The following is a 13,594-nucleotide window of genomic DNA, read 5'->3' as shown; positions in this document are numbered from 1 at the left end:
TTACGGAACGGCAAAATACTTGTAGCCACCATGTATCGGGGTGCGCAAACGCCGAAGGGACCGCCTGCACCACGGATGGCAGGCGGCCCCTTCGGGCGTGACGCTACTGCTGCGGCCTCAGGAGGCCTTCGCCTCGGCCTTCTTCTCCTCGGCCTTCTTCTCCTCGGCCTTGGGGGCCTCGGCGGCGGCGGGCTTCGGCGCCGGCTTGGCGGCCTCGTAGAACTCCTCGCGCGGAGTCTCCAGGGCGCCGAGCGCGGTGATGTCGCGCTTCTGGAACATGTTGATCGTCCACTCGGCGATCACGCGGACCTTGCGGTTCCAGGTCGGCATGGCCAGACCGTGGTAGCCACGGTGCATGTACCAGGCGAGACGGCCCTTGAGCTTGATCTTCATCTTGCCCATGACGATCATCGCGACGCCCTTGTGCAGGCCGAGACCCGCGACGGCGCCCTTGTTGCTGTGGCTGTACTCCTTCTGCGGGAAGCCCCGCATGCCGGAGACCACGTTGTCGCCGAGGACCTTGGCCTGGCGCATGGCGTGCTGCGCGTTCGGCGGGCACCAGGCGTTCTCGTTGCCCGCCTTGCGGCCGACGAGGTCCGGCACCTGGGCGTTGTCGCCCGCGGCCCAGATGTAGTCGGTGCCCTGCACCTGGAGGGTGGCGGCGGTGTCCACGTGGCCGCGCGGGCCGAGCGGGAGGCCGAAGCGGGCGAGCGCCGGGTTCGGCTTCACACCGGCGGTCCACACGATGGTGTTGGCGTCGACCTCAAGGCCGTTGCTCAGCACGACGTGGCCGTCGACGCAGGAGGGCATGGTGGTCTTCAGGTAGACCTCGATACCGCGGGACTCCAGGTGCTTGCGACCGTAGGTGCCCAGGTCCGGGCCGACCTCCGGGAGCACCTTGTCGGCGGCGTCGACGAGCACGAAGCGCATGTCCTCGCGCTTCACGTTCTTGTAGAACTTGGCCGCGTCGCGCGCCAGGTCCTCGACCTCACCGATGGTCTCGGCGCCCGCGAAGCCACCGCCGACGAAGACGAAGGTGAGCGCCTTGCGGCGGATCTCCTCGTCCGTGGTCGACTCGGCCTTGTCGAGCTGCTCGAGCACGTGGTTGCGCAGGCCGATGGCCTCCTCGACACCCTTCATACCGATGCCGACCTCGGCGAGGCCCGGCGTCGGGAAGGTGCGGGAGACCGCGCCGAGCGCGATCACCAGGTAGTCGAAGGGCACCTCGTACGCCTCGCCGACGAGCGGCGAGACCGTGGCGACCTTGCGGTCCTGGTCGATGTTCGTGACGCGGCCGGTGAGAATCTCGGCTCCCGGCACAGCGCGTCGCAGCGGGACGACGACGTTGCGCGGCGAGATGCTGCCGGCGGCGGTCTCGGGGAGGAAGGGCTGGTACGTCATGTACGAGCGCGGGTCGACGACCGTGACGGTCGCTTCCGCGTATCGCATCTTCTTGAGGATGCGACGCGCTGCGTACAGGCCTACGTACCCACCCCCGACAATGAGGATCCTGGGACGCTCCGTGGTGCTCATGCCATCGAGTATCCACCCGAGTGGAGGGGGGTGCTCGTGCGCCCCTTCACAAGGTTGCCTGAGGGCTCTGCTACACTTCGCCGCCCACGTGACCCATGTCATGGTGCCCGAAGGGAACCACGATGTGACGCCAGTCGTTGCTCACCCCCTTTGAGCAGCGGCAGTGAGCGTTCGGCGGTACTGGACCACCCGGGATTTTCATCCGCGCGTAACACGCCCGGAACCCCGCGTGCACCGCCCGACAGGGCCCTTGGTGGGCCCCGGACGGCCCCAAGGGCCCGTAACAGCCTCCAAGAGGACCCATTTCCTTGTGAAGAACTTCACGAACTTTCCCGACGGGGTGTCGCCGGGGCGTGTCGCGGAGGTCGACCGGGGTGCTCAAGTGCCGCCAAAGGCGCTCAGGCGAGGCATTTCTTCGGCCCTGAAGATCGCTTCAACGCCCTGGAGGACGCCGCCGACGAGCTGCTCGCCCGTGACGCCGAGGCGGTACTCGCCGAGGCGGTACTCGCCGAGGCGGTCCGACGGCGACCATGGCGGAGGTCCTCGCGGACCTGTTCGCCGAGCACGGCGAGGGTGCTGCGTGAAGTACGCCTTCCGGTTCACCGCCGCGGCGCGGCGCCGGCTGCGCACCATCGACCGGACAGCCGCCATGCGGATCCTCACCGCACTGACCGCGCTCGGCGACGACCCCGACCGCGAGGACGCGGACGTCAAGAAGCTCAGCGGCCCCTCCGGGCTCCACCGGCTCCGCGTCGGCGACTACCGGGTGGCCTATCCCGTCGAGGACGACGCCCTGATCGTCCTCGACGTCAAAGTCGGCAACCGGCGCGACCTCTACCGGAACCTCTGAGCGGAGCCCCGACCACACGTCGGGGCCCCGGCTCGCGTGCCCGGCCCTCAGGCCACCGACCAGGCGATCCCGTCCAGGATGTCGTGCTCGCTGACGACCACCTCGCGGGCGCCGATCCACTCCATGATCAGGCGGAGCACCAGCGCGCCCGAGGCGATGACGTCGACCCGGCCGGGGTGGATGACCGGCTTCGCCGCGCGCTCGGCGTGGGTGGAGGCGAGGAGCCAGTCGGTCAGCTCGGCGACCTTCTCGAACGGGATGCGGGAATGGTGGATCGCCGCCGAGTCGTACGCGTCCAGGCCGAGCGCGAGCGCCGCGACCGTCGTGACCGAACCGGCCAGGCCGACGAGCGTACGGGCCGAGGTGATCGGCACGAGCTGCGTGACCCTGTCGAGGGCCTCGGTGATGTCGGCGCGGATCGCCTCGATCTGGGCCGGGGTCGGCGGGTCGGTGACCGTGCCGTCCTCGGCGACGAGGTGGCGCTCCGTCATCCGGACGCAGCCGACGTCGACGGAGAGCGCCCGCTCGACCGTGTCGGTGCCGACGACGAACTCCGTGGAGCCGCCGCCGATGTCCACGACCAGATACGGCTCGGCCACGTCGTCACGGCCCGTCAGTTCCTTCGTCGCACCCGTGAAGGAGAACTCGGCCTCCTGGTCACCGGTGATGACCTCCGGCTCGACGCCCAGGATGTCCAGGACGCCGCGGACGAAGTCGTCGCGGTTCGACGCGTCGCGGGAGGCCGACGTCGCCACGAAGCGGACCTTCTCGGCCCCGTGCTCCTTGATCACCGCGGCGTACTCGCGGCACGCGGCGAAGGTGCGCTCCAGCGCCTCCGGTGCGAGCCGGCCCGTCTTGTCGACGCCCTGGCCGAGCCGCACGATCGTCATCCGGCGGTCCAGGTCGACGAGTTCGCCGGTCTCCGGATTCGCGTCCGCGACGAGCAGCCGGATGCTGTTCGTGCCGCAGTCGATGGCGGCGACCCGGGTCACTCGGCCACCGCCGTGTCCTCCGCGGCCTCCGCGCCCCCGCACGGCGTCACGCACGGACCCTTCTTCCACCACTCCGGGAGCATCGCGATGGCCTCGTCGCCGAGCGGGTTCACGCCCGGTCCCGCCGCCAGCGAGTGGCCGACCAGGACGTGCAGGCACTTCACGCGGTCCGGCATGCCGCCCGCGCTGGGGAAGCCCTCCAGGACCTCGATGGCGTCACGGCGCGCGATGTAGTCCTCGTGGGCCGCGCGGTACTTCGCCGCGAGCTCCTCGTCCGTCTTGAGGCGCTCCGTCATCTCCTTCATGACGCCGTTGGCCTCCAGCGTGCCGATGGCGGAGGCCGCGCGCGGGCACGTCAGGTAGTACGTCGTCGGGAACGGCGTGCCGTCCTCCAGGCGCGGGGCGGTCTCGACCACGTCCGGGTTGCCGCAGGGGCAGCGGTGCGCGATGGCCCGCAGGCCGCGCGGCGGACGGCCCAGCTGCTCCTTGAACGCGTGGATGTCGGCGTCCGTGGGCGCGGTGGGCTCGGTCTGCGGCGGGGGAGTTTCCATGACCTTCTTCGGATGTCTTTCGTGTCGGTTCAGTTCTGGGCCAGGTCTGCCTGGTCGGCCTTGTCGACGCCGTCCCAGACGTTCGCGTACCAGGGGCGGTCGGCCGCGCCCTGCTCCGTGCGGCTGGAGGAGGCGGTGGCCTTCGGGTCGGGCATCACGTACCCGGTCTCGCCCGGCATCACCATGTGCAGCCGCTCGCGGATCCGCTGCTCGGCGTACGAGTCGTCCTGCCAGCGGGCCTTCTCGTCGCGGAGCCGGTCGACCCGCTCCTTGGCCTCCTGCTGCTGCCGCTGGAGGTCCGCGATCTCGCCGCGCTGGGAGACGTACTGCCTTATGGGGTACGCCAGCGCGACGACGAGGGTGCAGACCACGAGGGCGAGCAGGGCCGCGCGGCCGGTGAGGCGGGAGCGGCGGGCCTGGCGCTTGTTCTGCGAGCGGTAGACCCGTTCGGCGGTCTGCTCGCCCAGCAGCCGCAGCCGGGTGGCCGTGGAGAAACGGGCCTGACCACGATCAGCGTCCCTGTCTCGGACCTTGCCCGGCATCGCGCTCCGCCTCCCCGACCCTGGTGGGCCCTGCCGGCCCCTGCTGTTCACGTGCGTACGTCCCCGCACACGGTACGGGACCGAGTGCGGGGACGTACGGAACTGCCTACGGGGCGAGCGTCAGCCCTTGGAACGCGGGGACCGCCGCACCCGGGGCGTCAGCCCTTGAAGCGGGGGAACGCGCTGCGACCGGCGTAGACCGCCGCGTCGTCCAGGATCTCCTCGATGCGCAGGAGCTGGTTGTACTTGGCGACGCGCTCGGAGCGGGCCGGGGCGCCGGTCTTGATCTGGCCGCAGTTGGTGGCGACGGCGAGGTCCGCGATCGTCACGTCCTCGGTCTCGCCCGAGCGGTGCGACATCATGCACTTGAAGCCGTTGCGCTGGGCCAGCTCGACGGCGTCCAGGGTCTCGGTGAGCGAGCCGATCTGGTTGACCTTCACCAGGAGGGCGTTCGCCGAGTTCTCCTCGATGCCGCGGGCGAGGCGCTCGGGGTTGGTGACGAAGAGGTCGTCGCCGACGAGCTGGACCTTGTCGCCCAGCTTCTCGGTGATGACGTGCCAGCCGGCCCAGTCGTCCTCGTACAGCGGGTCCTCGATGGAGACGAGCGGGTACGCGGAGACGAGCTCCTCGTAGTACTCCGTCATCTCGGCGGCGGAGCGCTCCTTGCCCTCGAACTGGTACTTGCCGTCCTTGTAGAACTCGGAGGCGGCGACGTCCAGCGCGAGCGCGATCTGCTGGCCGGGGATGTAACCGGCCTCCTTGATGGCCTCAAGGATGAGGTCGAGCGCGGCGCGGTTCGACTCCAGGTTCGGGGCGAAGCCGCCCTCGTCGCCCAGGCCGGTGGACAGGCCCTTGGTCTTCAGCACCTTCTTGAGGGTGTGGTAGACCTCGGCGCCCCAGCGAAGGGCCTCGGAGAAGGACTCCGCGCCGATCGGGGCGATCATGAACTCCTGGATGTCGACGTTGGAGTCCGCGTGGGATCCGCCGTTCAGGATGTTCATCATCGGGACGGGCAGCAGGTGCGCGTTCGGACCACCGAGGTAGCGGAACAGCGGCAGGTCCGAGGCCTCGGAGGCGGCGTGGGCCACGGCGAGCGAGACGCCCAGGATGGCGTTGGCGCCGAGCGAGCCCTTGTTGTCGGTGGCGTCCAGGTCGAACATCGCCTGGTCGATCAGGCGCTGCTCGGTGGCGTCGTAGCCGACCAGCTCCGGGCCGATCTGCTCGATGACGGCGAGGACGGCCTTCTCGACGCCCTTGCCGAGGTAACGGTTGGGGTCACCGTCACGGAGTTCGATGGCCTCGAAGGCACCGGTGGAGGCGCCGGACGGAACGGCAGCACGACCCGTGCTGCCGTCGTCGAGGCCGACCTCGACCTCGACCGTGGGGTTGCCTCGGGAGTCCAGGATTTCCCGGGCTACGACGACGTCGATGGACGGCACGAGCATCTCCTTCTGGGATGTGACGCGATGGCGCGGGCGGCTTGCCCCGCACCCCTGAGCGTAACCGGCTCCCGGGCATCGGCCAGCCGACCGCCCGGCTCGTGGACAACGCCCAGAGCGAAATGTTTCTTAACGGAACAAAGACAGCAGCCCCCACCCCTGTATCTCGCGATGCATGGGGTGGGGGCTGCTCACGTGAGCGGCCCACCGGGGAGTGGGGTCAAGCCGGGGACGAGCCGGGGACGGGGTGCGGCCGGGGCTCGGCGTCCGCCGATGCCGAGCCCGTGGCGTGGCCCGGGCGGGGTCAGCTCAGGTGCAGCTGCTGGCCCGGGTAGATCAGGTCGGCGTCCTTGACGATGTCCTTGTTCAGCTTGAACAGCTGCTGCCAGGTGGTGCCGTGCGCCTCGGCGATCTTGCTGAGGGTGTCGCCGGACTTCACCTTGTACTCGCCGTCGCCCTTCTCGACCTTCTGGCCGGTCGGGGTGGTGACGGTGTCACGGGACTGCGAGCGGGAGGCGGCCGAGGAGTCGGTGTGCTGCTCGGTCGACTTCTGCTCCTGCTGCTGCGGCCGGCTCTGCTGCTGCGGCTGCGACTGCTGGGTGTTCTGCTCGGGGGCCGGAGCGGAGTTGCTCGTGGAGGCGCCGGACAGGCCCACACCACAGCTCGGCCAGGCGCCCTTGCCCTGCGAGGCGAGGACCTTCTCGGCGACGGCGATCTGCTGCGCCTTGGAGGCCTGGTCGGCGGTGGACGCGTAGGCGGTGCCGCCGTACGCGGCCCAGGTCGAGGACGAGAACTGGAGGCCGCCGTAGTAGCCGTTGCCGGTGTTGATCGACCAGTTGCCGCCGGACTCGCACTGCGCGACCTGGTCCCATTCGGACGAGGTGGCGGCGGAGGCGGAGGTGGCGCCCATCAGCGGGACGGCGACGGCGGCACCGGCGACACCGGCGAGCGTGGCGACACGGACGGCCTTGGACGGGCGGCGGTGCTTGCCCTTGCTGGAGAACAGCATGGAGAGATCCCCTCACCGACGCCTACGAGGTGAGCTGTCGGGTTCGGACCAGTGAGTGTCCGGCCGCGCATCCTTGTGCGCGGCTTAACCCCAAGCCCCTCCGGTCTCCCGGGAGGGCGGCTTACCTGGGTCCCCCGCTCCTGCCTACGGCGCTGACGCGTCGACTGTTCCCGTACGGGCGTCGGCAGGATTCGGCGTGACGTCCGTCGGGGCCCGCTGTGGCGAGCGGTCACGACCGTAAGCAGTCGATCCGCCCGAATTCAAAGCCGATCAGGGTCTTTGAGACTCATGTCTCACTCGATCAAAAGCGGACATACGCACCCCAATAGGCTCTGAACTCCCGCTACTTTTCGCCCGATTCGAGCCCAAGATCCAGCTTCTGACCAGGAAGGATGAGGTCGGGGTCGGAGCCGACCGTCTTCTTGTTGAGGTCGTAGAGCTCGGTCCATCCGCCTTCCACGGCACGGGCGTCGGCGATGTCCCAGAGGTTGTCGCCGGAGCGGACCGTGTAGGTGCCGTCGGCGCGCCCGTCGTCGCGGGAGGCGTGACGGCCTTCCCCCGTACGGGAGTCGGAAGTGTCGTCCGCCGCCCGGTCGCCGCGGTGGCGGCCGCCGGCCGAGGAGTCCGTGGAGGCGGAGGGGTCGGAGGCGGCGTCGGAGGAGTCGGGCGTGACGGAGGAAGTCGGGTCGGACGAAGCCGAATTGCCGTCCGTGAGATCCGTCTCGTCCTCCGACGCACCGGCCGTCGCGTCGTCCGGCGCCCCGGTCGTCGCGTCGTCCGTCGCGTCGCTCTTCTTGTTACCGGAGGTATCCGCTGACGCCCCGTCGGACGCCTCGCCCGACGCGTCGTCGGAGGCGTCACCCGTGGACTCGCCCGTCGACTTGTCCGAACTGCCGGACTCGTCGTGATTCTTCTCCCCCGAGGAGCTGTCGGACGACCCGGCCGATCCGGACGGCTGCGGGGAGGCGCTGACGCCGGGGTCGACGTCGGCCGAGTCGTCGCCCTTGGTGAGGCCGGCCGTGACCGAGCAGCCCGGCCAGGCGCTCGGCCCCTTGGCGTCGAGCATCTTCTCGGCGACGGCTATCTGCTGGGAGCGGCTGGCCTGGTCGGCGCGCGGGGCGTAGTCGAGGCCGCCGTACTGCTCCCACATGTCCTGCGAGAACTGGAGTCCGCCGTAGTAGCCGTTACCTGCGTCCAGGCTCCACTGGCCGCCGCTCTCGCACTCGGCGAGCTTGTCCCAGGCGCTGGTGGACGCGGCGCTCGCGTGGGTCGCGGCGAGCAGCGGGATCGCGATGGCGCTGCCGGTGACCCCGGCGGCGACGACGAGAGCAGGGGCCTGACGGGGGCGACGGTGTCGGCCGTTCCCGGAGAGCATGCGGTTGCCTTTCGCGTGACGATGCTGCGTGCGACGTGTGGTGCTGCCGCGATGAGTGGTGAACGTAGCGGCACTCGAACGCTTGTCACAAGTCGATGCAGCGGAGATCACGTGAAAGTCACAGTTTTGACGGCCCGTCAGCTCTTGGGGTCTCCGTCAAGGGAACCGGACCCGTCCTGACGCGGTGTGAACTCCACGGGGAGCGTGCGCAGTCCACGCATGATGAGCCCGCCGCGCCACCGCAAATCGGTCGGTTCCGCCGCAAGTCGCAGGTCGGGCAGGCGGGTCAGCAGGGTGGCGAGCGCGGTCTGTCCTTCGAGCCGGGCGAGCGGGGCACCGAGGCAGTAATGGATGCCGTGACCGTAACCGAGGTGCTGGTTGTCCCGGCGGGCGAGGTCGAGGGTGTCGGGCTCTGCGAAGCGGTCCGGGTCGCGGTCGGCGGCGGCGAGCACGACGAGGACCGGGTCGCCCGCGGCGATGTCCTGGCCGCCGATGCTCAGCGGCTGCGTCGCGAACCGCCAGGTGGCCAGCTCCACCGGGCCGTCGAAACGCAGCAGTTCCTCGATCCCGGTCTCCAGCAGGCCGCGCTCCCCCGCCGCGATCGACCGTTGCAGGCGCTCGCGCTGGTCGGGGTGGGTGAGCAGGGCGTACGTGCCGTTGCCGATGAGGTTGACCGTCGTCTCGAACCCGGCGAAGAGCAGGATGAACGCCATCGCGGCGGCCTCGTTCTCCGTGAGGTGCTCGCCGTGGTCGGAGGCGCGGATGAGCCCCGAGATGAGGTCGTCCCCGGGGTCGGCGCGCTTGCGGTGGATCAGCTCGGCCAGATAGCCGCGCATCTTCTTCACCGAGCGGGCCACTCCCCCGCGCGGGCCGCCACCGTGGCGGATCATCATCCCTGCCCAGTCCCGGAAGTCGTCCTGGTCCTCGCGCGGGACGCCGAGCAGGTCGCAGATGGCGTAGATGGGGAGCGGGAAGGCGAAGTCGTGGATGAGGTCGGCCTCGCCCTTCGCCGCGAACCGGTCGATGAGGTCGTCGGTCAACTCCTGCACCCGGGGCGCGAACTCAGCCACTCTTCGCGGGGTGAACGCCTTCGAGACGAGGCGGCGCAGGCGGGTGTGGTCCGGCGGGTCGATGTTGAGCAGATGCGTCATCAGCTCCGCCTTGCGCTCGCCCGGGATGCCGGTCTTGCCCTTGGCGTGGCTGGGCTCGTCGTGGTGCTCCGGATTCTTGCTGAGCCGCTGGTCGGCCAGGGCCTGGCGGGCGTCGGCGTACCGGGTGACCAGCCAGGCCTCGACGCCGCTGGGGAGGGTGGTGCGGTGCACCGGCGCGTTGTCGCGCAGCCACGCGTACGCGGGGTACGGGTTGCCGGCGAACTCCCAGGTGAACAGGTCGGGGGCGGTCTTCTTGGGGGCGGGGCTTTCGGTCACTCCTCGACGGTATCCGTCGGGGAGTGCGGGGGTGCGGCTGCCCGTCTGCCGGGCGGGTGTGCGTCGCCGCGCGCGGGCCCGGTGGTCCTGCTTCGCGCAGTTCCCCGCGCCCCTGAAGGCATGCGCCGGCGCGCAGCCTTCCCCGTCGGGGAGGTGCCGCGCCGAAAGTGCGCATCTCAGGCGCGCGGGGAACTGCGCGACCAGCCCCCACCCGCCCGCGGCCGCGACGCGCGCTAAAGCCCCTCGGCCGAGCGGACCGCGTCGCGGTAGGCGCGGGCGGCAGCCCTGAGCGCCGCCTCCGGGTCCACCCCTTCGGCCTCGGCGCGCAGGGCAAGACCGAGCAGCTCGTAGCCGACCCCGGCCCCCGAGGGCACCGGCACCTCCAGCGAAGCGCCCCGCACCCGGGACCCGAGCTTCGCGGCGAGCGCCAGCGCGGGCTGGCCGAGCGGGACGCCGTCGGTCACGGAGTCGCGCCGCTTGGACTCCCCCTTGCGGCGCAGCCAGATCTCCCGGACCTCCTCCGGCGTGGCCGCGGACTCGTCGCCGAAGACGTGCGGGTGCCGGTGGATGAGCTTGTCGACGATGCCGCCCGCGACGTCGTCGATGGAGAACGGCTCGTCGTCGCCCGTCGCCTCCTGCGCGATGCGCGCGTGGAAGACGACCTGGAGCAGCACGTCGCCGAGCTCCTCGCGCAGCTCCTCGCGGTCCCCGGCCTCGATCGCGTCGACCAGTTCGTACGTCTCCTCCAGGGCGTACTTCGCCAGGTCCTCGTGGGTACGCAGCCTCGACCACGGGCACTCGCGCCGGATCCGGTCCATGACCTGAACCAGGTCGAGCAGGCGCGCACCCGGAAGGTCGTAGGAGCCGGGGAGGAGTTCGAGGGCCGGCATCGCGACGCGGCCCGACCCGGCGAGCGTGGCCAGGCCGTCGGTGAGCCGGCGGTCGCCCTCGGCGGTGGCGAGCACGACGAGGGTGCGGCCGCCCTCGGCGCAGCGCTCGACGAGCTCACGGGCGGCCGGGGTCTCCACCGTGACCTCGACGCCCGCCTCCTTCAGATACGGCAGCTGCGGGTGCGCGGCGTCGGAGCAGAGCACCCCGTCGGCGTCCCGGAGGGTCTGCCAGGCCTGCCAGGACAGCAGCCCGGGGGCCACCCGGTGGCTGGTGGTGAGCAGGACGATGCGGCCGGCGTCGGGCGTGGTGTCGTTCACGTATCGAACGTAACGCAGGCCGCCGACAACACCCGGCGCGCTCCACCTACGCCGTCTGCTGCTGCTCGGCCGAGGCCTCCTTGGTGACCTGGGTCAGCCACGGCGTCTTGGCGTCGACCCGGCCCACCGTGCCGTTCTTGGTGACGGCCCAGCTGCCGTAACGGGGGTTCAGATCGACGTTCAGCTCCTTGGAGGCGGTGGCGAGCGCCTTCCAGAACGTCGCCTGCCCCGCTTGCGTCTGCATGTCCGCGCCGAGGGCCGTCGCGAGCTTCTGCGCCTCGATCTCGGTGCGCAGCGACTCGGTGAGCCGCTTGGGCGCGACGTTGTACTGCTGGAGCCAGGCGGTCTCCAACTGCCTTGACCCGCCCGCCTGTTGTTCCAGGCCGGCCCGCATCTCCTGCATCTCCTTGCGGGTGACGCTGACGCCCGCGTCGGTGGCGGCGCGGTGCAGCACCCGGTCCAGGACCATCGTGTGCAGGGTGTTGCGGGTGAGCCCACCGGTCTTGGCGACGGCCTGCTCGTACTGCGCGCTGCCGTCGGTGGCGGCCTGCTGTGCGTCCCGCACCTCGTTCACCCGGCTCTCCAGCTGGGAGACCGTGATGCGCTGCCCGCCGACGACGGCCGCGGCGCCGGGGTGCGCCCCGCTTCCGCACGCGGTGAGGAGTGGGACGGCGGCGGCAGCGGACGTAAGGACGAGAGCGATACGGCGGCGGTGCAAGGTGGCCTCCCTGCGGCGAGTTTGTGCGTCGGTGCACAAAGTCCGGCGGTGATCGATGGTAGGAGGTGGCCGCTGGCTCGGCCACCTATTCGACAACGATTCGCCGGGACTTGAGGTACCGAACCCCGCGTTATCCGACCACGGCCACCGGGGCGTCCCACGCGTCGCGGTCCACGGTGATGGTGTAACCGCCGCGCGACTCCTTGCTGTTGACCATGTACTGGTGGCCGCGGTGATGCCCGGTCCACAGCGTCGAGGCGAACGGCCAGTCGGTGGTCGTCGTGTTCACCTTGTCCCACTTGGCGTACCAGAGGTTGCCCGGCAGGTTGCTGCGGTCGGTGGTGGTGGCGACGGCCTTCGCGCTGGAGCTGGAGAAGCCGTACATGCCGGTGCGGTAGTACTTGGCGTGCACGGCCTTCTGCCAGGCCCGTACGTAGGTGAGGACGGCCGTGTTGCAGGAGGAGTCCGTGATGTCGTACGCCTCCATGTCCAGGTAGAGCGCGCTGCCCGCCTTCATGCCGAGCGCGGACGCCTTGTTCACGGCGTCGGCGCCGTCCGTCGCGCCCAGCGAGGCGGCGGTGGTGGACGTCATCTTCTCCGGGTTGGAGCCGCTCGCGCACGGCGGCTGCGCGCCGACGTAGAGCGGGATCAGCTTCCAGCCCTGCGCGGAGACCGTCTTCACCCAGGAGGCGGTGAGGTTGGCCTGCGTGCAGCCGCGGTTCTTGCCGCCCACGTAGACGGCGGCCGCCCCGTAGAAGCCGGTGTGCCAGGCCTTCATGGCGGAGGCGGAAGGCGCCGTGCAGGTGTCGAAGGCACGGCCCGTGTAGTACGTCGCGGCGGGCCACGACGTCGTCGTGGCGAGGGACTGCTGCACGGCGAAGCCGCCCGCGATCACGGCGGCGCCCGCGGCGGCCCAGACCGTGCGGCGGCGGCCGCGGGTCAGCCGGTGGGTGCCGGTTCTTGCGGTTCCGGACATGCGTTCTCCCCTGTCTGTCGTCTGTGGCCCGGCGCGTTCTCCGGTGGTGCGTCAGGCGCCCAGGGCCGAGGTCACCTTGGCGGCGAGCTTCTTGGCGGTGGCCGCCCCGTTGTCGTGGCCGTCCGTCGACATGACCGTGACGACGGCGGTGCCCTTGCGGACCGCGATCAGGGTCGTGCCGTTGGTCCACGTCGGGTCGGTGAGCGTGATCGTGTACGCGCCGTCGCCGAGGCCGGACGTCGTGGCTCCGGTCACCTTGACGTCGGACTTGGTGTCCTTGTCGTGGTAGCCGGGGCAGGCCGCGACGACCTTCTCCAGGTGCGCCATGACCGTCTGCGCGCCCGCGCCGCGGAACACGTCGATCTCCTGGGCGATGTCGGTGGAGTCGGCGTTCATGTAGTCGTTCTGCGCGAAGGAGACACCGTCGTCGCCGGTGAGGGCGATCCAGCTGGTGCCGCCGAACTTGGTGCAGTCCGGCTTCGCCAGGGCGGCCGGGTGGCTCTTCTGCGGCTGGAAGGTGGTGCCGGTGTCGCGGGCCGTCGACGGGTCGACCTTGTAGCCGCTGCCGAAGAAGGAGGCCGGCGCGAGCGCCTTCTTCAGCTGCGCGCCGGTGGCCAGGCCCGCGTTCGGGTCCTTGGCCGCGGCGGAGGACTTCGACGCGGACTTCGCGGAAGCGCCGTCACCGCTGTCCGAGCCGCCCGACGAGCAGGCGGTGAGGGCGAGCGGGAGGGCGGCGGCGACGGCGAGCAGGGCGGCGGCACGGGAAGCAGAGCGCATGAGGATGGTGTTTCTCGAGAGGCGTAGGGGAATCGTCGACAGGCCCTGGTGGGGGGAAGGAACAGGGCACGGTACGCCTGGGGGGTGGGCCGACACGGGCCCAGCGCACTGCGAGCTAGCTGATCATGCCTGGTCACACAGGCAGGAGCCAGCTTGCCGACAGATTTTGACCGTGGGTTGCCCGGGGCTTTACCACC

The 13,594-nt window shown here is 70.5% G+C and carries 13 protein-coding genes and 1 riboswitch; of the genes, 1 reads left to right on the top strand and 12 read right to left on the bottom strand.

The annotated features are described in order from the left end of the window. Window positions 1–117: 117 nt before the first annotated feature. Window positions 118–1,533, bottom strand: coding sequence for an NAD(P)/FAD-dependent oxidoreductase (locus tag J3486_RS35760; protein ID WP_207827964.1), 1,416 nt, complete (start codon window positions 1,531–1,533; stop codon window positions 118–120). Between the two features lie 580 nt (window positions 1,534–2,113). Between J3486_RS35760 and J3486_RS35755 the strand changes: the two genes are divergently transcribed. Continuing rightward, window positions 2,114–2,383 (top strand): type II toxin-antitoxin system RelE/ParE family toxin, encoded by a 270-nt coding sequence (locus J3486_RS35755; protein ID WP_207827963.1) that lies wholly within the window; start codon window positions 2,114–2,116, stop codon window positions 2,381–2,383. 47 nt (window positions 2,384–2,430) lie between these two features. On the opposite strand, the gene J3486_RS35750 is transcribed toward J3486_RS35755, so the two are convergent. The 11 genes from J3486_RS35750 to J3486_RS35700 form a co-directional block, all read right to left on the bottom strand. Beyond that, window positions 2,431–3,375 (bottom strand): Ppx/GppA phosphatase family protein, encoded by a 945-nt coding sequence (locus tag J3486_RS35750; RefSeq protein ID WP_207827962.1) that lies wholly within the window; start codon window positions 3,373–3,375, stop codon window positions 2,431–2,433. Further along, complete coding sequence (locus J3486_RS35745) at window positions 3,372–3,926, bottom strand: DUF501 domain-containing protein (protein WP_207827961.1); 555 nt, start codon at window positions 3,924–3,926, stop codon at window positions 3,372–3,374. The genes J3486_RS35750 and J3486_RS35745 overlap by 4 nt, the downstream gene beginning before the upstream one ends. A 29-nt stretch (window positions 3,927–3,955) precedes the next feature. Beyond that, window positions 3,956–4,468 carry a septum formation initiator family protein gene (locus J3486_RS35740; RefSeq protein ID WP_207827960.1) on the bottom strand — a complete coding sequence of 171 codons (513 nt, stop codon included), beginning with the start codon at window positions 4,466–4,468 and terminating at the stop codon, window positions 3,956–3,958. A gap of 158 nt (window positions 4,469–4,626) precedes the next feature. Next, a complete protein-coding gene (gene eno, locus J3486_RS35735; protein WP_207827959.1) occupies window positions 4,627–5,913 on the bottom strand; it encodes a phosphopyruvate hydratase in 1,287 nt (428 codons plus the stop codon). Between the two features lie 298 nt (window positions 5,914–6,211). Beyond that, on the bottom strand, window positions 6,212–6,916 hold the full coding sequence (locus J3486_RS35730) for a transglycosylase family protein (RefSeq protein WP_207827958.1): 705 nt from the start codon (window positions 6,914–6,916) through the stop codon (window positions 6,212–6,214). A 4-nt stretch (window positions 6,917–6,920) separates the two neighbouring features. After that, window positions 6,921–7,078: riboswitch (cyclic di-AMP (ydaO/yuaA leader) on the bottom strand. 181 nt (window positions 7,079–7,259) lie between these two features. Beyond that, on the bottom strand, window positions 7,260–8,291 hold the full coding sequence (locus J3486_RS35725; RefSeq protein WP_207827957.1) for a transglycosylase family protein: 1,032 nt from the start codon (window positions 8,289–8,291) through the stop codon (window positions 7,260–7,262). A gap of 137 nt (window positions 8,292–8,428) precedes the next feature. Further along, window positions 8,429–9,718: a cytochrome P450 gene (locus tag J3486_RS35720; protein WP_207827956.1), complete on the bottom strand. Its 1,290-nt coding sequence runs from the start codon at window positions 9,716–9,718 to the stop codon at window positions 8,429–8,431. 233 nt (window positions 9,719–9,951) lie between these two features. Continuing rightward, the gene (locus J3486_RS35715; protein WP_207827955.1) at window positions 9,952–10,926 is read right to left on the bottom strand and encodes a nucleoside triphosphate pyrophosphohydrolase; all 975 of its coding nucleotides are present in this window, start codon (window positions 10,924–10,926) and stop codon (window positions 9,952–9,954) included. A 46-nt stretch (window positions 10,927–10,972) separates the two neighbouring features. Then, the gene (locus tag J3486_RS35710) at window positions 10,973–11,644 is read right to left on the bottom strand and encodes a SurA N-terminal domain-containing protein (protein WP_207827954.1); all 672 of its coding nucleotides are present in this window, start codon (window positions 11,642–11,644) and stop codon (window positions 10,973–10,975) included. Between the two features lie 130 nt (window positions 11,645–11,774). Continuing rightward, entirely contained in the window at window positions 11,775–12,620 is an 846-nt protein-coding gene (locus tag J3486_RS35705; protein ID WP_207827953.1) for a glycoside hydrolase domain-containing protein, read from the bottom strand. 51 nt (window positions 12,621–12,671) lie between these two features. Continuing rightward, a complete protein-coding gene (locus tag J3486_RS35700) occupies window positions 12,672–13,397 on the bottom strand; it encodes a hypothetical protein (RefSeq protein ID WP_207827952.1) in 726 nt (241 codons plus the stop codon). Between the last annotated feature and the right edge of the window lie 197 nt (window positions 13,398–13,594).

Source organism: Streptomyces sp. VRA16 Mangrove soil (assembly GCF_017377775.1).
Classification (GTDB): Bacteria; Actinomycetota; Actinomycetes; order Streptomycetales; family Streptomycetaceae; genus Streptomyces.
Note: the sequence above shows the minus strand (reverse complement) of the source record. Positions and strands in the feature narration are given on the sequence as shown.